The 22,016-nt window shown below is 63.7% G+C and carries 23 protein-coding genes; 5 read left to right on the top strand and 18 right to left on the bottom strand.

Going from position 1 to position 22,016, the window contains the following annotated elements:
* Positions 1-28 precede the first annotated feature (28 nt).
* The 6 genes from clpB to EN885_RS31880 all read right to left on the bottom strand — a co-directional run bounded on the left by clpB (position 29) and on the right by EN885_RS31880 (position 9,784).
* Positions 29-2,635 (bottom strand): ATP-dependent chaperone ClpB, encoded by a 2,607-nt coding sequence (gene clpB, locus EN885_RS31905; protein WP_128244199.1) that lies wholly within the window; start codon positions 2,633-2,635, stop codon positions 29-31.
* A 222-nt stretch (positions 2,636-2,857) separates the two neighbouring features.
* Entirely contained in the window at positions 2,858-3,817 is a 960-nt protein-coding gene (locus tag EN885_RS31900; RefSeq protein ID WP_128244198.1) for a DUF4167 domain-containing protein, read from the bottom strand.
* 301 nt (positions 3,818-4,118) lie between these two features.
* On the bottom strand, positions 4,119-4,997 hold the full coding sequence (prmC, locus tag EN885_RS31895; protein ID WP_128244197.1) for a peptide chain release factor N(5)-glutamine methyltransferase: 879 nt from the start codon (positions 4,995-4,997) through the stop codon (positions 4,119-4,121).
* Positions 4,990-6,069, bottom strand: coding sequence for a peptide chain release factor 1 (prfA, locus tag EN885_RS31890; RefSeq protein ID WP_095486024.1), 1,080 nt, complete (start codon positions 6,067-6,069; stop codon positions 4,990-4,992). The genes prmC and prfA overlap by 8 nt, the downstream gene beginning before the upstream one ends.
* Positions 6,070-6,077: 8 nt before the next feature.
* Positions 6,078-8,348 carry a phosphoenolpyruvate--protein phosphotransferase gene (ptsP, locus tag EN885_RS31885; RefSeq protein ID WP_095486023.1) on the bottom strand — a complete coding sequence of 757 codons (2,271 nt, stop codon included), beginning with the start codon at positions 8,346-8,348 and terminating at the stop codon, positions 6,078-6,080.
* A gap of 182 nt (positions 8,349-8,530) precedes the next feature.
* Complete coding sequence (locus EN885_RS31880) at positions 8,531-9,784, bottom strand: aspartate kinase (protein ID WP_095486022.1); 1,254 nt, start codon at positions 9,782-9,784, stop codon at positions 8,531-8,533.
* A 334-nt stretch (positions 9,785-10,118) separates the two neighbouring features.
* On the opposite strand from EN885_RS31880, the gene ubiG reads away from it, so the two are divergent.
* Positions 10,119-10,868: a bifunctional 2-polyprenyl-6-hydroxyphenol methylase/3-demethylubiquinol 3-O-methyltransferase UbiG gene (gene ubiG, locus EN885_RS31875; RefSeq protein WP_095486021.1), complete on the top strand. Its 750-nt coding sequence runs from the start codon at positions 10,119-10,121 to the stop codon at positions 10,866-10,868.
* A gap of 27 nt (positions 10,869-10,895) precedes the next feature.
* On the opposite strand, the gene EN885_RS31870 is transcribed toward ubiG, so the two are convergent.
* Entirely contained in the window at positions 10,896-11,825 is a 930-nt protein-coding gene (locus tag EN885_RS31870; RefSeq protein WP_126104784.1) for a DMT family transporter, read from the bottom strand.
* A gap of 101 nt (positions 11,826-11,926) precedes the next feature.
* On the opposite strand from EN885_RS31870, the gene EN885_RS31865 reads away from it, so the two are divergent.
* Positions 11,927-12,412: a MarR family transcriptional regulator gene (locus EN885_RS31865; RefSeq protein ID WP_126104783.1), complete on the top strand. Its 486-nt coding sequence runs from the start codon at positions 11,927-11,929 to the stop codon at positions 12,410-12,412.
* Between the two features lie 4 nt (positions 12,413-12,416).
* Here EN885_RS31865 and EN885_RS31860 read toward each other — a convergent pair whose 3' ends face one another.
* From EN885_RS31860 to EN885_RS31845, 4 genes are read right to left on the bottom strand one after another with little or no spacing between them, the layout of a single operon-like run.
* Positions 12,417-12,842: a DUF1178 family protein gene (locus tag EN885_RS31860; RefSeq protein WP_126104782.1), complete on the bottom strand. Its 426-nt coding sequence runs from the start codon at positions 12,840-12,842 to the stop codon at positions 12,417-12,419.
* Complete coding sequence (locus tag EN885_RS31855) at positions 12,839-13,705, bottom strand: carbon-nitrogen hydrolase family protein (protein ID WP_095486036.1); 867 nt, start codon at positions 13,703-13,705, stop codon at positions 12,839-12,841. The genes EN885_RS31860 and EN885_RS31855 overlap by 4 nt, the downstream gene beginning before the upstream one ends.
* A 10-nt stretch (positions 13,706-13,715) precedes the next feature.
* Entirely contained in the window at positions 13,716-13,985 is a 270-nt protein-coding gene (gene grxC, locus EN885_RS31850) for a glutaredoxin 3 (protein ID WP_095486017.1), read from the bottom strand.
* A 30-nt stretch (positions 13,986-14,015) separates the two neighbouring features.
* Entirely contained in the window at positions 14,016-14,801 is a 786-nt protein-coding gene (locus EN885_RS31845) for a ComF family protein (RefSeq protein ID WP_095486016.1), read from the bottom strand.
* A 53-nt stretch (positions 14,802-14,854) separates the two neighbouring features.
* Here EN885_RS31845 and EN885_RS31840 point away from each other — a divergent pair, with 53 nt between their 5' ends.
* Positions 14,855-15,727 carry a methyltransferase domain-containing protein gene (locus tag EN885_RS31840; RefSeq protein ID WP_128244196.1) on the top strand — a complete coding sequence of 291 codons (873 nt, stop codon included), beginning with the start codon at positions 14,855-14,857 and terminating at the stop codon, positions 15,725-15,727.
* Positions 15,728-15,759: 32 nt separating this feature from the next.
* Here EN885_RS31840 and EN885_RS31835 read toward each other — a convergent pair whose 3' ends face one another.
* From EN885_RS31835 to EN885_RS31810, 6 genes are all read right to left on the bottom strand, one after another.
* Complete coding sequence (locus tag EN885_RS31835; RefSeq protein ID WP_095486014.1) at positions 15,760-15,939, bottom strand: Flp family type IVb pilin; 180 nt, start codon at positions 15,937-15,939, stop codon at positions 15,760-15,762.
* A 97-nt stretch (positions 15,940-16,036) separates the two neighbouring features.
* Positions 16,037-16,366 carry a hypothetical protein gene (locus EN885_RS31830; protein ID WP_126104781.1) on the bottom strand — a complete coding sequence of 110 codons (330 nt, stop codon included), beginning with the start codon at positions 16,364-16,366 and terminating at the stop codon, positions 16,037-16,039.
* 120 nt (positions 16,367-16,486) lie between these two features.
* Entirely contained in the window at positions 16,487-16,909 is a 423-nt protein-coding gene (locus EN885_RS31825) for a (deoxy)nucleoside triphosphate pyrophosphohydrolase (protein WP_128244195.1), read from the bottom strand.
* Positions 16,906-17,685 (bottom strand): GNAT family N-acetyltransferase, encoded by a 780-nt coding sequence (locus tag EN885_RS31820; RefSeq protein ID WP_206072960.1) that lies wholly within the window; start codon positions 17,683-17,685, stop codon positions 16,906-16,908. The genes EN885_RS31825 and EN885_RS31820 overlap by 4 nt, the downstream gene beginning before the upstream one ends.
* Complete coding sequence (gene argJ / locus EN885_RS31815) at positions 17,685-18,926, bottom strand: bifunctional glutamate N-acetyltransferase/amino-acid acetyltransferase ArgJ (protein WP_128244194.1); 1,242 nt, start codon at positions 18,924-18,926, stop codon at positions 17,685-17,687. Before argJ ends, EN885_RS31820 begins: the two co-directional genes overlap by 1 nt.
* Before the next feature lie 118 nt (positions 18,927-19,044).
* Positions 19,045-19,281 carry a hypothetical protein gene (locus EN885_RS31810; protein WP_126104778.1) on the bottom strand — a complete coding sequence of 79 codons (237 nt, stop codon included), beginning with the start codon at positions 19,279-19,281 and terminating at the stop codon, positions 19,045-19,047.
* A gap of 112 nt (positions 19,282-19,393) precedes the next feature.
* On the opposite strand from EN885_RS31810, the gene EN885_RS31805 reads away from it, so the two are divergent.
* Both EN885_RS31805 and EN885_RS31800 read left to right on the top strand, forming a co-directional pair.
* Complete coding sequence (locus tag EN885_RS31805) at positions 19,394-19,990, top strand: TetR/AcrR family transcriptional regulator (RefSeq protein ID WP_126104777.1); 597 nt, start codon at positions 19,394-19,396, stop codon at positions 19,988-19,990.
* A 16-nt stretch (positions 19,991-20,006) separates the two neighbouring features.
* Positions 20,007-20,984, top strand: coding sequence for a glycosyltransferase (locus EN885_RS31800; protein ID WP_245493183.1), 978 nt, complete (start codon positions 20,007-20,009; stop codon positions 20,982-20,984).
* 290 nt (positions 20,985-21,274) lie between these two features.
* Here EN885_RS31800 and EN885_RS31795 read toward each other — a convergent pair.
* A partial coding sequence (locus tag EN885_RS31795) for a peptidylprolyl isomerase (protein WP_128335251.1) occupies positions 21,275-22,016 on the bottom strand: 742 nt, incomplete at its 5' end.

Here is a 22,016-nt window from a genome sequence, read left to right as displayed (position 1 = left end):
CCGCCATTTTATGCAAGCCGACTCGAAGTCAGGCCGCCGCCTCGGTCGCCACGACCGTCGGCTTCGACCGGAAATTCAACCGGTCGGAACCGGCGGTGACCTTGACGGTCGAGCCGTCGAGGATGTCGCCGAGCAGGATATTTTCCGCCAGCGGGTCCTGCAACTCCTTCTGCATCACCCGCTTCAGCGGCCGCGCGCCATAGGCCGGGTCGTAGCCCTTGGCCGCCAGCCAATCGACCGCATCCTGGTCCAGCGAAAGCGTGATCTTGCGATCGACGAGCAGGTTTTCCAGCCGCTTGAGCTGGATCTCGACGATGCGGCCCATATCCTGTCGGCGCAGCCGGTGGAACAGGATCACCTCGTCGACGCGGTTGAGGAACTCCGGCCGGAACGACGCCCTGACGACGCTCATCACCTCGTCGCGCACGACATCGACGTCCTGATTCTCGCCGAGATTGACCAGATATTCGGCGCCGAGGTTCGACGTCATGATGATCAGCGTGTTGCGGAAATCGACCGTGCGGCCCTGCCCGTCGGTCAGCCGGCCGTCATCGAGCACCTGCAGCAGCACGTTGAACACGTCGGGATGCGCCTTCTCGATCTCGTCGAACAGCACGACCTGGTAGGGCCGGCGCCGCACCGCTTCGGTCAGCGCGCCGCCTTCCTCGTAGCCGACATAGCCGGGAGGCGCGCCGATCAGCCGGGCGACCGAGTGCTTCTCCATGAATTCCGACATGTCGATACGCACCATCGCGCTCTCGTCGTCGAACAGGAAGCTGGCGAGCGCCTTGGTCAGCTCGGTCTTGCCGACGCCCGTCGGTCCGAGAAACATGAACGAGCCGATCGGCCGGTTCGGGTCCTGCAGGCCGGCGCGGGCACGGCGCACGGCTTTCGACACGGCCTGCACCGCTTCGCCCTGGCCGACGACTCGCTTGCCGATCTCATCTTCCATGCGCAACAGCTTGTCGCGCTCGCCCTGCAGCATCTTGTCGACCGGAATGCCGGTCCAGCGCGACACGATATGGGCGACATGATCGGGAGTGACCACTTCCTCGACCATGCCGACCTTGCCGTCTTGCGCCTCGGCCTGCGTCAGCTTCTTCTCGAGTTCCGGGATCTTGCCATAGGCCAGCTCGCCGGCGCGCTGGAATTCACCCTTGCGCTGGGCAATGGCGAGCTCGTTGCGTGCCTCGTCGAGCTGTTTCTTCAGGTCGGCGGCGAGCCCGAGCTTCTGCTTCTCGGCCTGCCACTTGGAGGTCAGTTCGGTCGATTCCTCCTCCAGGGCGGAAAGATCCTTTTCGAGGCGGGCAAGCCGATCCTTCGACGCGTCGTCCTTCTCGACTTTCAACGCCTCACGCTCGATCTTGAGCTGCATGATACGGCGGTCGATCTCGTCCAGCGCTTCGGGCTTCGAATCGACCTGCATCCGGAGCCGCGACGCGGCCTCGTCGACAAGGTCGATCGCCTTGTCCGGCAGAAATCGGTCGGCGATATAGCGGTTGGACAGCGACGCTGCCGCGACCAGCGCCGAATCCGAGATGCGCACCTTGTGGTGCTGCTCGTATTTTTCCTTCAGGCCGCGCAGAATGGAGACGGTGTCTTCGACGGTCGGCTCATTGACGAAGACCGGCTGGAAGCGGCGGGCAAGGGCCGCGTCCTTCTCGACATGCTTCCGGTACTCATCGAGCGTCGTCGCGCCGACGCAATGCAGTTCGCCGCGTGCCAGCGCCGGCTTCAACAGGTTCGACGCATCCATGGCGCCATCCGCCTTGCCGGCACCGACCAGCGTGTGCATCTCATCGATAAACAGGATGATGCCGCCAGCGGCAGCGGTGACTTCCGAAAGCACCGCCTTCAGCCGCTCCTCGAATTCGCCGCGATATTTTGCACCGGCGATCAACGACCCCATGTCGAGCGCCATCAACTGCTTGTCCTTGAGCGATTCCGGCACGTCGCCATTGACGATGCGCAACGCCAGCCCTTCGGCGATCGCCGTCTTGCCGACGCCGGGTTCACCGATCAGCACCGGATTGTTCTTGGTGCGGCGCGACAGCACCTGGATGGTGCGGCGGATCTCGTCGTCGCGGCCGATGACGGGGTCGAGCTTGCCGGCGCGGCCGTCGGCGGTGAGGTCGCGCGCGTACTTCTTCAGCGCATCATATCCCTGCTCGGCGCTCGCCGAGTCGGCGGTGCGGCCCTTGCGGACCTCGTTGATCACCTGGTTCAGCGCCTGTGGGGTCACGCCGGCTTTGGTCAGGATATCGGCGGTCTTGGCGGATTTCTCGACCGCCAGCGCCGTCAGCAGCCGCTCAACCGTGACGAAACTGTCGCCGGCCTTCTTGGCCAGTTCCTCGGCGGTCGAGAACACTTTGGCCAGCGGCTGCGCCAGATAAAGCTGGCCGTTGCCGCCTTCCACCTTGGGCATTGCCTCAAGTGCTGTCTCGACGCCAAGCTTGGCGTCGCGAACGCTGCCGCCGGCGCGCTCGATCAACGACGCGGCCAAGCCCTCGTCGTCGTCGACGAGCACTTTCAATATATGTTCGGGGGTGAACTGCTGGTGGTTGCGCGAGAGCGCCATTGTTTGCGCAGACTGGATGAAGCCGCGCACGCGCTCGGAGTATTTTTCAAGATTCATATCTGTCTCCTTCCGTCACCGGCCCGCTTTGCGGCACCGGATCAGATTGCGGTGACGGACCCGCCCGTTCGAGCCGGGTCCTGTTCACGCGAGATATGGTGCGCAAGCCACGGCCCCTCAAGACGTCCGGTAATGGCGAACGCATAATATTCCACGGGCGCACAAACAAAAACGGCGGAGATTTCTCTCCGCCGCCCAAGAATGTCTGAAAGCCTTGCTCGATCAGTTGTTGACGTCGACGATGGCGGGCTCGCCACCGGCGTCTTCCGCCGGCGCTGCATTCCCATTATCGGCGCCAGCATTGTCGTTGCCGCCATCCACCTGGTTAGCATTGACGCGCGGACGGCGCGGACGCCTGGGGCGGCGGGCAGCGCCGCTTTCAGTGGCTGCTTCGTTCATCTCGGCCTGGGCAGCGAGAGCCGCCGGCGAAAAGTTTTCGAACTGCGGCGCGGGTTCGGCCACAGAAGCAGGCTCAACCGGAGACACAGCTTGCGCCTGCACGGGCGTTTCATTCTGTACTGGCGTCTCGTTGCGCCGGTTCTGGTCGCTGCGCTGTCCGCCCTGCTCGCCGCGCGCACCATATTCGCCGCGCTGGCCGTTCTGGCCGTAGCCGCCATTGGGGCGGCGGTCACGATGGCGGCCGCCATTGTTGTCGCGTCCACCGTTGTCGCGCCCACCGTTGTCGCGATTGTCACGGCCGTTGTCACGGCCGTTTTCCTGGTTGAACGCCAACTCGGCTGGCGTGCCGTCGATGACCGGCTGCGGGCCGGCACCGTGGTTGACCACCGGAGCCGCCGTCTCACCGACGTTGCTGTTGCCGGCATTGTCGAACTCGTCGCGATCTTCGTCGCCGTCATCGTCAAAATCGTCGCGATTCTGCTGAGCGCTCTGGATCGGTATCTGCGCCTGTGCGGCAGCGATGATGCGATTGTAGTGCTCGGCGTGCTGGAGATAGTTTTCCGCCATCACCCGGTCGCCGGAGCTTTGCGCGTCACGGGCAAGGGTTGCGTATTTTTCGGCGATTTGCTGAGCCGATCCGCGGATCTTCACGTCCGGACCGTTGCTCTCGTAGTTGCGCGTCAGGGGATTTGGGCCCTTGCGGTTGTTGTTATTATTGTTGTTACCGCCGCCGCCGCTGTTGTTGCGACCGCGCATGCGCCTGTTCTGCTGTTGTGGCCTCATTCGACTCTCTTCATTTTGAAATTTTCGAAAACTCTTCACGAACGGAGGCGCTCATGCAGCCAGCCGTTTCGTCTCTTCACCGGCGTTCGCCCGCATCGATTGCGTTGGCGCCACGTGTCATCCTGTTCCGGTTACATCACTTATCGGACGATTCCCGCACGAAGCTTGGGCGTCGTTTGCGCAAGAAGGCAGCTATTTCCAAGGAAACCGAATCGCTAAGAGCACTGCCTGCTTCGTCTCATCCGGTTAAGGCGACCCTAGCCGCATTCCCCGGCATTGCCAAGCGTTTTTTCGCACTGCATCACGGCTTTGTCAGTTCAAAGATCAGAACCCTGTCGTTTCCGCCAAAATCCCAGAATACCCCCGCCGGCGCATAGCCGGCTGCGGAGAATATGTCAGTGACCTCTTTGCGTTGCGTGTGGCCGATCTCGACCGCAATCCTGCCTTCGGCTTCCAAAAAACCTGCCGCCTCGGCGGCAATGATCCTGTAGGGACTAAGACCGTCCACGCCGCCATCAAGGGCTCGGCGTGGATCAAAATCGCGAACTTCGTCCTGCAGATTTTCGATGTCTATGGACGCTATATAGGGAGGGTTGGCGGCAATTACATGGTATCGGCCAAAAACTTTTTCGAACCAGTCGGATTTGAGCACCTGAAACCGGCCGGCCAACCCCAATTCCTCGGCATTGCGCATGGCGGTCGCCAGCGCGCCTTGCGAAATATCGACACCGGTGGCGACCGCCGCCGGAACGGCGCTGAGCAGCGCCAGCGCGATGGCGCCGGTGCCGGTGCCGAGATCGAGGATGCGGCATTCGCCTTGCCGTGCGGCTGTGGTCTTCACGAAGGGCAGCACTGCTTCGACCAGCGTTTCGGTATCTGGTCGCGGCTCCAGCGTTTCCGCTGACAGCGACAGGCGCAAGCCGTAGAATTCGCGATGGCCGAGGATGCGATGCACCGGCTCGCCGGCGATGCGCCGTCTCAAGGCTGCATCGATCGCGGCAATCGCGCCGGCATCGACCCTGCATTCGGGATCGGCGATGGCTTGTGTGCGGGTGGTGCCGGAAAGATGTTCGACGATCAGCCTGGCATCCAGCGCCGGATCGGCGACTGCGGCCGCGGCAAGGCGGGCCCGCGCCGCTTTCAGCAGTGGCCCGAGTGTACCAGGCAGATTGTCAGCCATCGAGGCCGATATCGGCGAGCAGCTTCGACTGGTGATCGGCCATCAGCGCGTCGATGATCTCGTCGAGTTCGCCCATCATAACCCGGTCGAGCTTGTAGAGCGTCAGATTGATGCGATGGTCGGTGACGCGGCCTTGCGGGAAATTATAGGTGCGGATGCGCTCCGAGCGATCGCCCGAACCGACCTGCGATTTGCGCGATTCGGAGCGCTCCTCGTCAGCCTTGCCGCGCTCAAGGTCGTAAAGCCTGGCGCGCAGGATCTGCATGGCTTTCGCTCGGTTCTGGTGCTGCGACTTCTCCGCCTGCACCACCATGATGCCGGTCGGCAGATGGGTGATGCGCACCGCCGAATCGGTGGTATTGACGTGCTGGCCGCCCGAACCCGAGGCGCGCATCGTGTCGATGCGGATGTCTTCGGCCCTGATGTCGATGTCGACCTCTTCCGCTTCGGGCAGCACGGCAACCGTCGCCGCCGAGGTGTGGATGCGCCCGCCGGCCTCGGTCGCCGGCACGCGCTGCACGCGATGCACGCCGGACTCGAATTTCAGATGGGCAAAGACCCCCTTGCCTGAAATGGTGGCGATGATTTCCTTGTAGCCGCCGACCTCGCCCTCGCTTGCCGACGCCGTCTCGAAACGCCAGCCGCGTGCCGCAGCGTAGCGTTCGTACATGCGAAACAGGTCGCCGGCAAAGAGAGCCGCCTCATCGCCGCCGGTGCCCGCGCGGATTTCGAGGATGGCGTTCTTGTCGTCGGCGGCATCCTTGGGCAGAAGCAGGATCTGGATGTCCTTCTGCAACGCTTCGATGCGTTGCCTGACCTCGGGCAGATCGGCCTCGGCCAATGCCCGCATTTCGGCATCTGTGCTTTTGTCGGCGAGCATCGCCTCCAGATCGGCCTGTTCGTGCTCGGCGGTGCGCAGCGCCCTGATCTTTGCCACCATCTCCTGGATGTCGGCATATTCCGACGCCATCTTGACATAGGCGTCCGCCGCCGGCCCGGCCGACATCTGCGCTTCGAGCACGTCGAAACGCTTGACGACTTGATCCATACGGTCGCGGGGCAGGTTGATCATGGCGAATGCTATAGCGGTATAGAGCGGTCGTCGGCAAAGGCTTGCAGCAGCGCCCGCATCGGCAACTTCTGGGACGGCGCCATGAGATTGTCGTCGAAAAACGCTTGCAGCTCGGCCAGTGGCAGTTCCGTCAGCATCGCCTTGACCGGACCGATCGAAGCCGGCGACATCGAGATCGAACGGTAGCCAAGGCCGATCAGCGCCATCGCCGAGATCGGCTTGCCGGCCAGCTCGCCGCACAAGGTCACCGGGGTATTATTGCGCACCCCGGCGTCGGCGACCTGTTTCAGAACGCGCAGGAATGGCGTCGACAGCGTGTCGAAACGGTCGGAGAGCTGCGTGTTGCCGCGATCGACCGCCATGACGAACTGGAACAGATCGTTCGAGCCGACCGAGACGAAATCGACGGCCTTCATCAGCTCGTCGAGCTGGAACAGCAGCGAAGGCACTTCCAGCATGGCTCCGAGCTTCAGGCTGGTCGGCAAATGATGGGCAAAACGCGACAGATGCCGCACCTCGCGGTCGACGATTTCGCGCGCCTGCGCGATCTCGCCGAGTTCCGTCACCATTGGCAGCATCAGCTTCAGTTCACGCCCGCCGCAGGCCTTCAGAAGCGCGCGGATCTGGGTGCGCAAAAGGCCCGGCCGGTCGAGCGTCAAGCGGATGGCGCGCCAGCCGAGCGCCGGATTCTCTTCCTGGATCGTGTCCTTGAAGTAGGGCAGCACCTTGTCGCCGCCGATATCGATGGTGCGGAAGGTCACCGGCTTGCCGCGCGCCGCGTCGAGCACATCTCGATAGAGCCGTTCCTGGGCTTCCGCACGCGGAAAGGTCGAAGCGACCATGAATTGCAGCTCGGTGCGGAACAGGCCGATGCCGGCGGCGCCCGCCTCGGCAAGCTGCGGCAGATCGACGGCCAGGCCCGCATTCATCAAAAGGTCGACCTGGACGCCATCCTTGGTCACCGACGGCTTCTTGCGCAGTTCGCGGTAGACCTCCTGCCGCCGCGCCCGGAAGCGGACCTTTTCGGCATAGGCGGCTTCGAGGTCGGGCTGAGGGCGCAGATGGATCGCGCCTTCTTCGCCGTCGACAATGATGGCGTCGCCGTTTTCCGCCATGGAAACGGCGCCCTTCATCTGGCCGGCGACCGGTATGCCCATAGCCCGCGCCACGATGACGACATGGCTGGTCGCCGCGCCGTCCTCCAGCACCACGCCGCGCAGCTTGTCTCTGGGATAATCGAGCAGTTCGGCGGCGCCCATCGAGCGGGCGACGATGATGGCGTCCTTCGGCAGCGAGGCCGCGACATCGTCCGGCCCGCGCCCCATCAACTGGCGCAGCAACCGGTTGGCGAGATCGTCGAAATCGCTCATCCGCTCGCGCAGATACGGATCGGTCATGTGCAGCATGCGGGCACGCATGTCGCTCTGCACTTTTTCCACCGCCGCTTCTGCCGTCAGGCCGTTGCGGATCGCCTCTTCCAGCCGGCGCACCCAGCCGCTGTCGTTGGCGAACATGCGATAAGCTTCGAGCACCTGGCGATGCTCGCCCTCGAAGGCGACCTCGCGGCGTTCCAGCATGTCGTCGATGGAGAGCCTGAGCGAACCGAGGGATGCATCGAGCCGCTTGATCTCCTCCTCGCTGTCCTCGTTGAACAGATTGGTGACGACGATGCGCGGCTCGTGCAGCACGACATGACCAAGCCCGACGCCCTCGTTGAAGGACAGGCCGGTAAAGCTCACCGGGCGGCGCAGGTCGAGTTCGAGCCCGGGCCGGGTCAGCCGCGCAAGGTCGCCGGTGGCGATCATCTCGGCGATCACCATCGCCGTCGTTTCCAGCGCCTCGACCTCGTCGTCGCGATAGTGGCGCATGGTCTTGTTCTGGACGACCAGCACACCGAGCGTGCGCCCTGCCCTGAGCACCGGCACGCCAAGGAAGGAATTATAGATCTCTTCCCCTGTCTCCGGCAGATAGGCGAAGGCGGGATGTTCCTGCGCGTTGGAGAGATTGAGCGGCCGTGCTGAGGCCGCGATCGTGCCGACGAGGCCTTCCCCCAGCCTGAGCTGCGCCAAATGGACGGCTTTCGGATTCAGGCCCTCGGTGGCATAGAGTTCGAGCACCGAATCGGCGCGCAGCACATACAGCGAGCACACTTCGGCGACCATGTTGGAGGCGATGTCGCGCACGATACGGTCGAGCCGCTCCTGCGGCTCCAGCGGCTCCTGCATGAGCTCGCGGAGCCGTTTCAGCAAAACGCGCGGGCCGCTGGCCGTATCACGCATCGCGGCTTGTTCTCCAATGGACATTCTGCCCGCCGCAGTTTCTCCCGCGGCCGGCGCTCACGCAACAACTCAATTAGAGCGCCATGCATCCAACTGGACGCACAAAGGACGCTCTAAGACTTTCGATCTGCTGCATCGTGCTTTCCGAGAATCGACTCCGATTTTCGGGCCGATGCAGTCTGCTACTGCTTATCCAGACCGTAGACGGAATGCAAAGTACGAACCGCAAGTTCGGTGTAGGGACCGTCGATCAGGATCGAAATCTTGATCTCGGAGGTCGTGATCGCGCGGATGTTGATCGCCTTGTCGGCCAGCGCCTTGAAGGCGGTGGCGGCAACGCCCGCATGGCTGCGCATGCCGATGCCGATGACCGAGACCTTCGACATGCCGGCTTCCGACTGCACGACGTCGTAGCCGATCGTGGCCTTCAGCCGCTCGAGCACGGCAAGCGCCTTGTCGACATCGCCGGACGGCACGGTGAAGGTCATGTCGGTGAACTTGCCGTCCTCGGAAATGTTCTGGACGATCATGTCGACATTGATGTTGGCTTCGGCCAGCGGCCCGAAAATGCCGGCGGCGACGCCCGGCCGGTCGCCGACACGGCGCAGCGAAATCTGCGCTTCGTCCTTGGCGTAGGCAATTCCGGTGACGACCTGCTGTTCCACGATCTCTTCCTCGTCGCAAATAAGCGTTCCGGGCGGATTGAGCAAATCCCCCATTCCGGGCGCGTCGGGATCGTCGAAGGACGACCGCACGAAAGTACGCACCCTGTGCACCATGGCAAGCTCGACCGAGCGCACCTGCAGGACCTTGGCGCCGAGCGAGGCCATTTCAAGCATTTCCTCGAAGGAAATCTTGGCCAGCCGCCGCGCCTTCGGCTCGATGCGCGGATCGGTGGTGTAGACCCCGTCGACATCGGTATAGATGTCGCAGCGGTCAGCCTTGACCGCCGCCGCGATGGCGACGGCACTGGTGTCGGAGCCGCCACGGCCGAGCGTCGCGATGCGGTTGTCCGGCCCGATGCCCTGGAAACCCGCGACCACCGCCACCTGGCCCTCGCCGAAGCGCTTGATCAGGAACGCGCCGTCGATATCGAGAATGCGCGCCGCGCCATGCGCATTGTCGGTCTTGATCGGGATCTGCCAGCCTTGCCAGGAACGGGCATGGACGCCCATGTTCTGCAGCGCGATCGCCAACAGGCCGGCGGTCACCTGCTCGCCGGAGGCAACGACAGCGTCATATTCGCGTGCATCGTGCATGGGCGAGGCTTCGCGCGTCCATTGCACGAGCTCGTTGGTCTTGCCGGCCATCGCCGAGACGACCACCGCGACCTCATGGCCGGCATCGACCTCGCGTTTGACATGGCGCGCCACATTGCGGATGCGGGCGATGTCGGCGACGGAGGTTCCGCCGAATTTCATCACGATGCGCGCCATGGAAGCGAAATGCCTTTGACTGGATGCCGGGCCGACGGCCGAAAAGCGGAAAGGGAGCGTCCGGCCGGGCCGGTCGCTGAATTCGCGGCCTCCTTAGCCAAATGCTTAGGGTTTCGCAAGGCATGCCGCCAGTTGCCGGTTGGGTGACGAGGCGCAGATCGCAGTCAGTGCCGCCTGGCATCATGAGCACTGGCCTGTCGACAGGCGAAATTGCTGCCTTGACATTCGCTGCCTCGCGACCGACTTCCTAGCGCACCAGAGCGCGATCAGCAAAGTCGTATCCGGTTTTGCACCCGATCGCGCTCTGAACTTTTGAGTCTGCGGGAGACACGCCATGCCAGAACCCCGACGGTCGACGATCGATGCCGGAGAAGTGGAGCGCTTTTCCGCCCTTGCCGCCGAATGGTGGAATCCGAACGGCAAATTCCGTCCGCTGCACAAGTTCAATCCGATCCGGCTTGCCTATATACGCGACCAGGTGGCGACGCGCTTCGGCCGCGACCCGCGTGCGGCGCGGCCGTTCGAGGGCCTGCGCTTCCTCGACATCGGCTGCGGCGGCGGGCTGTTGTGCGAGCCGATGGCGCGGCTTGGCGCCGAGGTGGTCGGCGCCGATGCATCCGCCACCAACATCGAAGTGGCCAAGCTGCATGCGGCGGAGGTCGGGGTGACGGTGGATTACCGTGCCACGACGGCGGAGGATCTGGCCGACGCCGGCGAGAAATTCGACGTCATCCTCAATATGGAAGTGGTCGAGCACGTCGCCGACATCGACCTGTTCGTCGCCAAATGCGGCGAGATGGTCAAGCCCGGCGGTATCATGTTCGTCGCTACCATCAACCGCACGCTGAAGGCGCTGGGCCTGGCCATCATCGGCGCCGAATATGTGCTGCGCTGGTTACCGCGCGGCACCCACCAGTTCGGTAAGCTGGTGCGGCCAGACGAGCTGGAAAAGGCGCTTGCCGGCGCTGGTCTGAGCATCATCGACCGCACCGGCGTCGCCTACAATCCGCTCGCCGACCGCTGGCAGCGGTCGAAAGACATGGACGTCAACTACATGGTGCTGGCGGAGAAGGCACCCGCCTGAACTTTGTCACGAAATGCCTGAACCTTCTCACGCCGCCACCTTTTCACCCGTCTGGTTCTGCGCCTTTGTGGTGATCTGGCTTTGCGCTTTGGTGGTGATGAAGACGCCGGCGGTGATGATGATAGCACCCGCCCAGGTCAGCAATTGATAGTGCTCGCCCAAAACGATCGTCCCGGCAAACAACCCGACCGCAGCCGCGACATAGCCGATCTGGCTAAGATAGACCGGGCCGCCGACCGCCTGCAGGCGGAAGAAGAAGGCGAACATCGCCGCGGCCGACGCGATCTGCCCGACGACCACCAGCGGCACGCCGCCGAGCAGGGCGAGCGACCCCCCGCCTTGCTGCATGAGGATACCGCCCAAAAGCAGCGCAGCCGCTGCCAGATGGCTGCCGACGGCAAGCTCGATCGGCCCGGTCCCTTCGGGCCAGTCGACGGTGCGGTAGATGTTGCCGGCGGCAAGGCTGACCGGGATGAGCAGCCCTATCGCTACCCAGAAAAATTCGGCCGGCTGTCCGGCCTCGCCGCGCGTCATCGCCACCATGACAGCACCGACGAAGCCGACGGCAATGCCGACAACACCGAGCAGGTTGGGACGGCGAACGCCGAGCAGGATCGAAAACACCAGCGTGATCACCGGCGACAGCGTGAACATGATGCCGGTATAGCCGGCACCGAGATGCGGAATGGCCGAGAACATCAAGAGATTGGGGAAGGCGTAGGACACTGCCGCGGTGACGAAGAAGTAGCGCAGTCTGTGCGGGGTAAGCCGGATGCGCTGCCCGCGCAGCAGCAAGGCGCACAGAAGCACGCCGCCGGCGCCGAGCGATATGACGAGGGCCCAGACCATGGCGGAAACGCCGGCTGCCGTCGCGATCTTGCCGAACGGCAGCGTCAGGCCGAGCAGCCCGCCGGTGACGATCAATAGGCCGAGCGCCGAATCCCAGAGAAATTTCATTTCGTAGCCCTTTCGCCTATTTGCGGCTCTTGGCCGGCATTGCATCTTCAGATAAGATAATACAAAGATTCTTAACGTCAAGATATTTAATGGTGAGATAGATGGATCGCGCAGCGAACGCCATCGAGCAGTGGAAAAGGGAACGGCCGGATTTGGATGTTTCGCCGATGGCCGTGCTTGGACGATTGAACGAGGCCTCTTCGCTGATAGCACGAGAACGCCTCGCTCCGCTGTTTGCTCGTTTCGGTTTGCAGACCGGGGAATTCGATGTGCTGGCGACGCTGCGCCGTTCCGGATCACCTTACGCGCTGACGCCAACTGCTCTCTATGAAGCGACGATGGTGACGTCGGGCGCAATGACCAACCGGCTCGATCGGCTCGAAAAGTTAGGATTGATCATGCGCGGGCCGCATCCCAACGATCGGCGCGGAATTGTCGTGCAACTGACCGACAAGGGCCTGACATTGATCGATGAGGCGGTCGCCGCCCATGTCGCCAACGAGCACGAGATACTCTCTGGCCTGACGCGCCAGGAGCAAGATACGCTTGCTCGCCTGCTTGAGAAATTGATCGGCAGCGTGAGATAACCTGTCAGTTCCGCTCGTCGGGAAAGCTTGGAATCGGCATGAATTCGACGCCGTCCTCTATCAGGCTCTTCGCCTCCTCCAGCGTCGCCTCGCCATAGATGCCGCGCGGATCGCTCTCGCCGAAATGGATCTTGCGCGCTTCCTCGGCAAACTTGTCGCCGACATAATCGGCGTTCTCGCGCACCTTCTCGGCCATGGCTTTCAGTTGCGCCAGCGCCTGCTTCTGGGCCTCGCCCATGGCGAGCGCGATCTTTTCCTGTTTGCGCCCGGTCGAGACGGCCGGCGCCATCAACGCCTTCTCGACCTTGTGCGAGCCGCAAGTCGGACAATCGACGAAGCCACGTTTCTTCTGGGTGTCGAAATCGTCATTACTGCGAAACCAACCCTCGAATTCGTGCTCGTGTTCGCAGATCAGGGAAAAGCGGATCAAGATGCTGCACCCCTAAGCGGCAGCGCCTCGGCCGATCCGCCGTTGACGGCAAAATCCCGCGCATTTTTCAGGTTCGGGATCTTCTTGCGCGCGGCGACCGACTGCGCTGGGTCGATCTCGGCGACGATCACGGCGGGCTCGTCATGCGCCGCCTCGGCGACGATACGGCCCCAGGGATCGACGATCAGCGAATGGCCATAGGTCTCGCGGCCGTCCTCGTGCAGTCCGCCTTGCGCCGCGGCGACGACATAGGCGCCGTTCTCGATGGCGCGTGCCCTGAGCAGCACATGCCAGTGCGCCTCGCCGGTCTGGCGGGTGAAGGCGGCGGGCACCGAAAGCAGGTCGGCGCCGGCCAGTGCCTCGGCGCGGAAGAGCTGCGGAAAGCGCAGATCGTAGCAGACGGCGAAACCCAGCCTCGCGCCATCGACCTCGGTAACGATGGCCTCGGTGCCCGGCTCGTAGGCGGCGGATTCGCGCCAGCTCTCGCCATTGTCGAGATCGACGTCGAACATGTGGATCTTGTCGTAGGTGGCTAATGTCGCGCCATCCGGCCCGAACAGAAGCGCGCGATTGGCGAGCTTGCCGTCGGCGCGCAGGATGGCGGTCGAGCCTATATGCAAGTAGACGCCAAGCTCTTTCGCCAGCTTGCGCGACGTCGAGACGATAATGTCCTTGTCCTCGGACGTGAAAGAGGCGGCCCGCGCCTGTTTGTCGCGGACCAGGGCACCGGTCATTTCCGGTGACTGGATATAGGTCGCGCCCTGGCTTGCCGCCTCGCGCACCAGCCGCTCGAGATCGACCGCGTTGTGCTCGGGGCTGGTGCCCGAACGCATCTGGATCGCCGCCGCCTTGAAAGCACCCATCGTCATATCCTTAAATCGTCGAGCCATTGGCGAGCAGACGGTCCAGCCGACCCTCCGCCTCCAGTTCGTGGAGATCGTCGGAGCCGCCGACATGTGTGTCGCCGATGAATATCTGCGGAAAGGTCGAGCGGCCGTTCGCGCGGGAGATCATTTCCTGGCGCAGTTCTGGGGAGAAGGAGGCGTCGTGCTCGGTGTAGGCGACGCCCTTGCGCTCGAGCAGCCGCTTGGCCGCCGCGCAATAGCCGCACATCACCCGTGTATAGATCGTCACGTCGACCATCGGTCAGCAATCCTGCCTTGTCTCAAAATCTTATATAGTCGCGGACTCGTCGGCCCGAAAGTCCCCCGGCAGCACGCGCGCAAAGGTCAGCACGTCGACGGTCCCGGCACCGCCCTTCTTCAGCGCCTTGGCGACCGCGCGGACAGTGGCGCCGGTGGTATAGACATCGTCGATCAAGAGCACCCGGCGGCCGGCGATCTCGATCTCCGCCTCCTCGGGCACTCTGAATGCGGCACGCACATTCTCCTCGCGTTCCCGCCGCTCCAGCCCGACCTGCTGACGCGTGAGCTTGACGCGCCTGACCGCTGAGGGCGCGAAAGGCAGGCTGCCAAGCTGCGATACCGCCCTTGCCAGCTCCGCCGACTGGTTGAACTGACGCCTGAAAAAGCGCCGCCAGTGCAGCGGCACCGGCACGACCACATCGGCTTCCGCGATCAGTTCGGCGCCGGCGCGCAGCATCCAGCGCGCCATCCACGGCGCCAGATCGGTGCGATCCTGGTATTTCAACCCTTGCACCATCTGGCGGGCGACACCGGAGTAAGCGACCGCGGCCCGCGCGCGCTCGAAGGGCGGCGGGTCGGCGATCGCCTCGGCCGACAGGAACCCCTCGCCCATGTGATGGATGAACGGTGTGCCCATCACCGGGCACCAAGGCCGTTCCAGGAGCCTGAGCTTCGGCCAGCAGGCGCCGCACAGCACGCCGGGCTGCGAGACATGCCGGCGGCAGCCGGCGCAAACCGGCGGAAACAGGATGCGCGCCGGCCAGTCCAATGCCTTTCGGGCGATACTCTTGATATCTGGCATTGGATCGGCCACGTGATTGGTTCTCCGCCACCCTATATCAGAGAGCGGAAACCAGGAACCAGCCGTTGCAGCCCATAGTCGACACCTCTCTCTGGCTGACGCACAAGCGCCGGGCCCTTGCCCGTCCGGCTGCGGGTGCGGATTTCCTGATGTGGCGGGCAGCCGAAGAGCTTGCCGACCGGCTGGGCGCCGTGGAGCGTAAATTTGACAGAGCGGCCGTGCTGTTTTGCCAGACGCCGGCGGCCGTCGACGTGCTCGCGACAAGCGGCAAAGTGACGGACATCGCGCGCGTCGAGGCGGATGCGGCGTTCCTGGACAATGCCGCGGGATTGGTGGCGCCGCTGGAGACCGTGCCGTTCGAGCCGGAAAGCCTCGACCTCGCCGTGTCTCTTTTGTCCCTTCAGGCAATGAACGACATTCCCGGCATGCTGGTGCAGATCCGCCGCGCGCTGAAGCCGGACGGTCTTTTCCTCGGCGCTTTTGCCGGCGCCGGTACGCTTTCCGAGCTGCGCGAAAGCCTGCTCGCCGCCGAGACCGAGCTTTATGGCGGCGCCAGCCCGCGCGTCATCCCGTTCACCGACGTGCGCGACGCCGGGGCGCTTCTGCAACGCGCCGGCCTGGCTTTGCCCGTCGCCGACGTCGAGACGGTGACGGTGCGCTACGATTCCCTGTTCGGCGTGATGGCGGACCTGCGGGCGATGGGCGAGACCAGCGCGCTCATCGACCGTAGCAGGCGACCTGGGACGCGAAGGCTGTTTGCCCGCGCCGCCGAAGTCTATGCCGAGCGATTTTCGGATGCCGATGGCCGCGTCAGGGCGAGTTTCCCGATCGTCTGGATGTCAGGCTGGGCGCCCGACGCCTCGCAGCAAAAGCCGCTGAAGCCCGGCTCGGCGAAAATCTCGCTGAAGACAATACTGGAAAATCCCGAAGGGCACTGACCGGATCTTCGGATGCGGGTGCCCGGTCGTGATCACTGCGCGAAAGCGTTCACAAGCCTGCTGTTGTTGTCGCTGAACAGCCATTTGAGGGCATCGAACACCTGACCGGCCCCGGCAACGATGGCGAGCGACAGCACGGTCACGATGACGCCGTATTCTATGACCGTCGCGCCGGTCTCGTCTTCCAAAAACCGTTGCAACAATGTTTTCATGGCCGTCGATCCCGCCTGCCGGAACCCTAGTGCCGACCTGTTAAGAAAGGTTAATGGCACAGGCTTAACAGGCGATGAAACGACGCTTTAAAGGATGTCAGCAGTCGCCGCTGCGCTTGCCATTGTCGCGTATCACGCAGACCGAACTGGGCAACGGCTGCAGCACGCTCCTGCGCAGTGTGTAGGTATGGGCGATCGAGCCCGTGCTTCCAATCGACCCCGTGCTCATCCTGTCGAGGCCGCCGGCAAACCCATCGCGGGCGGACTGCAATCGCGTCCGGCTGTCAAGGAATGGCGTCGCGATCAAGGCCAGCGCCACCGCAGCCGAGCCGAACAGCAGCGTGATCCGCAATATGCCCATGCCAGCATGAACAGCGCTATCACGGCGGTCGGGCCGGATCGAATCCCAGTCCTTGTCGAGGCTCATGCAGTCGCTCTCCGGCGAAGGCCTGGACATGGCCTTCCCTCGATTTCCATGCCGTCAATTTTTCACGGCAAGATAAATCTTGCATTAACGCTGTCTAAAATCAGGCAGTGACGGCGCAAATCACAGAAGATCGATGAGGAACTGGATCAGCGGCGCGTCGGCCGGCGGCATCGGAAAATCGCGCATCTGGCGCGGCCGCACCCATTTCAGCACCTGCCCCTCCTTCGGCTGCGCGATGCCGCGGAAGCGGCGGCAGACGAACAGCGGCATCAGCAGGTGAAAATCATCGTAGGAGTGGCTGGCGAAGGTGAATGGCGCCAGGCAGGGAATATCGGTTTCGATGCCGATCTCCTCGTACAACTCCCGGATGAGGCATTCTTCCGGCGTCTCGCCGGGCTCGACCTTGCCGCCCGGAAACTCCCACAGGCCGGCGAGCTGCTTGCCTTCGGGCCGCTGCGCCAGAAGCACGCGGCCGTCGGCATCGACCAGCGCGCAGGCTGCGACCAGGAGCAGGCGCTTGCCCACAGGGTTCGCGCCGGTCATGCGCCGGGCGGCCGGCGATAGTGGTAACGATAGACTTCATCGAACCCGAGCGAACGATAGAGCGCCAGCGCCGGCGCATTGTCGGCCTCGACCTGCAGCCAGGCTTCCCGGGCGCCGCGCAGCCGTGCCCATTTCAGCGCCGACAGGATGAGATGGCGGCCATGGCCCTTGTTGCGCACCGATTTGTCGGTGGCGATCTCGAACAGTCCGGCAAGATCGCCATCATGGACGCAGATCAGCGTCGCCAGCGGCTCGGTGCCCTCTTCGAGCGCGAACAGCCCGGCTTCCGGCTGGATGGCGCCGATGATCTCCGACAGGCCCGGCCGCAGCGACACATCCGAGCCGCTCACCTTGAGCGACGCCCCGATGAAGCGGCTGATGTCCTTCAGCGGAATCTGGTCCATGGCGGCATCGAGCTGGGCGTCCGCGAGCGGCAGCCGCATGACCAGCGATTCGTCGAATGTGCTCCAGCCTTCGCTGTCGAGATGTTTGGAAAGAACCGGCCCCGACAGCGGCGATATGCGAAAGGTCAGCGGCCGGCCATAGGCGTCGAAACGGCGGCTGGCGCGGCCGATGCGCTCGGCAATGTGCTGGATGTCGCCCGGATCGAGCGGGTTGACCGAATTCAGCCGCTTGGCCGGGTGGCCCGCCGTCAGCCGCACCACCCAGGTGCCGTCATAATGGACGGCCGCCGCCGGCCAGGCGCGAAAGCCGGCCGCCTCGTAGCGCCGCACGATGGCAAGCACGCTTGCCGGATGTCTGGAAACCAACGCCATCAGCTCCGATAATCGCCGTTGATGGCGACATACTCCTTGGTGAGGTCGCAAGTCCACACCGTCGCCTTGCCGCGGCCGATGCCGATATCGGCACGGATGCGGATCTCGTCGCGCTTCATGTAGGCCGAGGTCGCCTCTTCGGAGTAGGCGGCATCGCGCTCACCCTCATGCGCCAGCCTGTTGTCGCCGAACCAGATCGACAGAAGGTCGCGGTCGGCCGGTTCGCCGGCCTTGCCAACGGCCATGACGACGCGGCCCCAATTGGCGTCCTCGCCGGCGACTGCCGTCTTGACCAGCGGCGAATTGGCGATCGACAGCGCGATGCGCTTGGCCGAGCGGGCCGATTTTGCGCCGGTGACGGTGACCTCGACCTGCTTGCGGGCGCCCTCGCCGTCGCGCACCACTTGCAGGGCCAGCGATTTCAGCACCTTGCCGAGCGCGCGGCGGAAGGCGCCGAGGCGCGCATCCCCGGCATCCGTGATATCGGGCGCGCCGCGCCTGGCGGCCGTGCCGGTGGCGAACATCAGCAGCGTGTCGCTGGTCGAGGTGTCGCTGTCGACGGTGACCGCATTGAAGCTCTTGGCGGTGCCGCGCGCCAAAAGATCCTGCAGCACGGGCGCGGCGATCGGCGCGTCGGTGGCGATGAAGGAGAGCATCGTCGCCATGTCGGGCGCGATCATGCCGGCGCCTTTGGCAATGCCGTTGATGATGACGTCGGCGTCGCCGAGCTTCACCGTCGCGGTCGCCAGTTTCGGATAGGTGTCGGTGGTCATGATCGCCTTGGCGGCTTCGGTCCACAGATCCGGTCTGCCGTCCTTGACCAGTCCGGCGAGCAAATGGCTGAACTTGCCGGCATCCAGCGGCTCGCCGATGACGCCGGTCGAGGCCAGAAACACCTCCTCCGGCGCGCAGCCCACAGCCTTGGCTGCAGCCTCGCCGGTCATCGCCGTGGAGGCTCGGCCCTTCTTGCCGGTGAAGGCATTGGCGTTGCCGGAGTTGACGACAAGGACGCGCGCCTTGCCCTGCCCAAGGTTCTGCCGGCAGAAATCGACCGGCGCCGACGGGCATTTCGACTTGGTGAACACGCCGGCGACCGTGGTGCCGGCATCGAAGACCATGGTCAGCAGGTCGGTACGGTTCTTGTACTTTATCCCGGCCTCGGCTGTGGCGATGCGGGCGCCCTCGATATCAGGCATTTTGGGATATTTCTTCGGCGCGAGCGGCGAAATCGTGGCTGACATGAAGACCTCGGGCGGGAAAAACGCAAGGGAACGCCGGTTTGCCCGATAGCGGCCGCCGGCGCAAGGGCGTTTTCCCGACCGTTGCGGGCGGCGCTAAACTGCCGGCGGCTCGTCTGCTTTATTGGGCAGGATTGAGGAACCTCCGGAACGTCCTCTGCACGCCCGGAATGAGCCCCCAGATCATGATCGAGACCATCAACGGGGCGATGACCAGCGTGCGCTGCCAGATTTCCCACTCTTCGGTCAGCGGGAACACCGCATAGAGGATGGCTGTGATCAGCGGATAGACGCCGGCAAGCACCAGCAGGGCAAAGCGAGGGCGCGAGAAGCGGCTGGCGGCAGCAGTCGAGGTCATTGCTCTCTCCTTATCGTTACGAAACGTTCCGTATATAAAACGAGCCGTTCCGTTTCGCCAAGCGGTCGTATATGAATGCTGAGGGGAAACTTGCCGGCAAGGAAAATGGTGGATGGGTGAAGACGCAGATCAGGCCCGCAAGTCAATTGGCGCGCGGCGCAACCCCGACAGCGCCGACGCCATTCTCGACGCCGCCGAGGCGGTGCTGGTCGAGGCCGGCTATTCCGGCTTCTCGATCGAAGCGGTGGCGCGGCGGGCGCGTGCTGGAAAGCCCACGATCTATCGCTGGTGGCCGAGCAAGGCCGCTTTGCTCTTCGACGTCTATCAGCGGCTCAAGCGCGTCGAGAATCCCGATACCGGAAACCTCGAGGATGATCTTGTCGGCTTCCTGAAGAACCTGTTCTCACACTGGCGTGAAACATCGTCAGGCAGCGTCTTCAGGTCGCTGATCGCCGAGGCGCAGTCGGATGCGACTGTTGCCGCCGTCCTAGTCGAATACACGAAAGGACGTCACGCGCATACCGGCCGGATGATCGAACGCGCCAAGGCAAGAGGCGAAGTGGCGGCCGACGTCGATCCCATGCTCGTCGCCGACCTGGTCGCCTCCTTTGCCTGGACGCATCTTTTGACCAATCGCCTCGACGAAGACGAAACGACCATACGCAAAGCGGTCCGCTATGTGATACAAGGCATCGCTCACAAGCGTTGACAGGGGGATCGGCGGCTTGCTTGAAAGAACATCTCCAGTGCTGCCCGTCAGCCTGATCATCGTGTCAGACTATCTGACGGCCGACGGCGACGCGGAATTGCGGCGCTCGCTGCGCGCCTACGCGCAGGACACGCACGGCGTGCCGGCCGAGATTGTCATCATGCTGCCCAGCGGCCCTGCTTCAGAAAGCGGGCCTACCTCAAAAAATGAACATGCCTCCGCAATCGAGGCCGAGCTTGCCGGCAAGGCATATCTCTGCCCGTCGGTGATCGTAGCCACGCATGACAGCGACGAATCCTCACAACTGAAGGACGCTGCGCTGTCATATTGCCGCCATGACCTCGTTGCGGTGGTCGAGGCCGATTGCCTGCCCGGTCCGGGATGGTTGGCGGCGTTGAACGAGACCGTCGAGAAAAACCCGAAGCTCGACGCGGTTTCAGGACGGACCAGCTACGGCGAAGAGAGCATGATGAAAAGGGTGATGTCGCTGCTCGACCGCGGCTTCATCGAGCGCCGCAACAGACTTGGCCAGATCATTCATGCCAGCAACAATGGCGCGCTTTATCGACGGTCGGTGCTTGAGCAATATCGTTTCGAGGCCGACCATGGACCCTTCATCAGCTCGCATCTGCGCCAGCACGCTATGCTGAGGGATGGCGTGGCGATGGAGCTTGCCGCTCAAGCCGTCTCGATCCACGCCTATGAGGGACTAGGGTTCATCTGGGATGTCCGGCGCAACAAGGGCTACCAGTTCGCGCGGATGCTGCTGCGCAAGAAGCATCGCTTTTCCAGGCTCGGCCTGGCCGTTCGCGCCGTGGCGACATCGTTCAAGGAAAACCGCCAGACCGCGCAAGCCGTGGGCCATGAGTTCTGCCGATGGACGGACTGGCCGCTGTTCTGGGCAATGATGCTTCTGGTGCGGATCCCGGAATTCGCCGGCGCACTCGCCGCCGGCGATCCGGCGGCATTCAAGGCGTCGACGCACTATAGGTAGCGGAGCGGAACCGTCCGTTTGTCGAAGTTTGCGCCGCCTCTTGGCTGCCCTCCAGCGTTGGTGGTTGGCGAAAGCCGACGCGGCATCCGATCTCCCCCTTGCGGGGGAGATGTCCGGCAGGACAGAGGGGGGTGGGAAGGATCGCCAACTTTCGACTTAATCCGAACCGGGGATAGCCTGGAGGGCGTGGCTCCGATTGGCTGGCAAGTCGGAGGGACAGCACCCCCCTCTGCCCTGCCGGGCATCTCCCCCGCAAGGGGGGGAGATCGGCAGCTTCGCCGACGGCGCGCCTACTTGGTGTTTTCCAGAGCGTCGACCGTCTTCTTCAGCTTTTCGTCCGGGATCTCGACTTTGGCGTCGGCGCGCAGCGTCTTGACCAGCGCGATATACTTGTCGCGGATGACCGCCTGACGGGCCTGATCCTTGACAGCGTCGAAAGCCGGCGGCTGCTTGGTCCGCTTGTCCTCGACCTTGATGACGTGCCAGCCGAACTGCGTTTGCACCGGCTGCTCGGTGTATTTGCCGACCGCGAGCGCGGAGGCCGCCTTGTCGAATTCCGGCACCATCTGTCCAGGACCGAACCAGCCGAGGTCGCCGCCGCTGGTCTTGCCGCTCGGATCGCTGGTGTGCTCATTGGCGAGCTTCTGGAAATCGGCGCCGCCATCGAGCTGCTTGATGATCGCGTCGGCCTCTTCCTTCGTCTTCACGAGGATGTGACGGGCATGCACCTCGTTGGTCGGCGGTGTGTTGGCGATTTCCTGGTCGTAGCGGGCGCGAACGTCGGCATCCGTGACCTTGTCGACGACATCCTTCTCGACCATTTCGCCATGCAGGGCGCGCTGCTGCAGGAACGCCATGCGGCGCTGGAAGTCGGGATCCTTGTCGAGGCCGGTGGTGACCGCTCGGGTTGCCATGACCTTGATTTCGATCGCCGCCGACAGCGCGGCGGCGCGGCGCTGTTCGGGCGGCATCTGCGCGAACTGCTGCGACAGCTCGCCTTCGGCAAGCGCAAGGTCTGCCTCGGTCAGCGTC

The organism is Mesorhizobium sp. M6A.T.Cr.TU.014.01.1.1 (assembly GCF_004022765.1).
In the GTDB taxonomy this organism is placed as follows: Bacteria; Pseudomonadota; Alphaproteobacteria; order Rhizobiales; family Rhizobiaceae; genus Mesorhizobium; species Mesorhizobium mediterraneum.
Note: the sequence above shows the minus strand (reverse complement) of the source record. Positions and strands in the feature narration are given on the sequence as shown.

Excerpts from the sequence above, each read along its gene's own strand:
- clpB (WP_128244199.1), bottom strand. The coding sequence starts at position 2,635 with ATGAATCTTGAAAAATACTCCGAGCGCGTGCGCGGCTTCATCCAGTCT.
- EN885_RS31900 (WP_128244198.1), bottom strand. The coding sequence starts at position 3,817 with ATGAGGCCACAACAGCAGAACAGGCGCATGCGCGGTCGCAACAACAGC.
- prmC (WP_128244197.1), bottom strand. The coding sequence starts at position 4,997 with ATGGCTGACAATCTGCCTGGTACACTCGGGCCACTGCTGAAAGCGGCG.
- prfA (WP_095486024.1), bottom strand. The coding sequence starts at position 6,069 with ATGATCAACCTGCCCCGCGACCGTATGGATCAAGTCGTCAAGCGTTTC.
- ptsP (WP_095486023.1), bottom strand. The coding sequence starts at position 8,348 with ATGCGTGATACGGCCAGCGGCCCGCGCGTTTTGCTGAAACGGCTCCGC.
- EN885_RS31880 (WP_095486022.1), bottom strand. The coding sequence starts at position 9,784 with ATGGCGCGCATCGTGATGAAATTCGGCGGAACCTCCGTCGCCGACATC.
- ubiG (WP_095486021.1), top strand. The coding sequence starts at position 10,119 with ATGCCAGAACCCCGACGGTCGACGATCGATGCCGGAGAAGTGGAGCGC.
- EN885_RS31870 (WP_126104784.1), bottom strand. The coding sequence starts at position 11,825 with ATGAAATTTCTCTGGGATTCGGCGCTCGGCCTATTGATCGTCACCGGC.
- EN885_RS31865 (WP_126104783.1), top strand. The coding sequence starts at position 11,927 with ATGGATCGCGCAGCGAACGCCATCGAGCAGTGGAAAAGGGAACGGCCG.
- EN885_RS31855 (WP_095486036.1), bottom strand. The coding sequence starts at position 13,705 with ATGGGTGCTTTCAAGGCGGCGGCGATCCAGATGCGTTCGGGCACCAGC.
- grxC (WP_095486017.1), bottom strand. The coding sequence starts at position 13,985 with ATGGTCGACGTGACGATCTATACACGGGTGATGTGCGGCTATTGCGCG.
- EN885_RS31835 (WP_095486014.1), bottom strand. The coding sequence starts at position 15,939 with ATGAAAACATTGTTGCAACGGTTTTTGGAAGACGAGACCGGCGCGACG.
- EN885_RS31830 (WP_126104781.1), bottom strand. The coding sequence starts at position 16,366 with ATGAGCCTCGACAAGGACTGGGATTCGATCCGGCCCGACCGCCGTGAT.
- EN885_RS31825 (WP_128244195.1), bottom strand. The coding sequence starts at position 16,909 with ATGACCGGCGCGAACCCTGTGGGCAAGCGCCTGCTCCTGGTCGCAGCC.
- EN885_RS31820 (WP_206072960.1), bottom strand. The coding sequence starts at position 17,685 with ATGGCGTTGGTTTCCAGACATCCGGCAAGCGTGCTTGCCATCGTGCGG.
- argJ (WP_128244194.1), bottom strand. The coding sequence starts at position 18,926 with ATGTCAGCCACGATTTCGCCGCTCGCGCCGAAGAAATATCCCAAAATG.
- EN885_RS31810 (WP_126104778.1), bottom strand. The coding sequence starts at position 19,281 with ATGACCTCGACTGCTGCCGCCAGCCGCTTCTCGCGCCCTCGCTTTGCC.
- EN885_RS31805 (WP_126104777.1), top strand. The coding sequence starts at position 19,394 with ATGGGTGAAGACGCAGATCAGGCCCGCAAGTCAATTGGCGCGCGGCGC.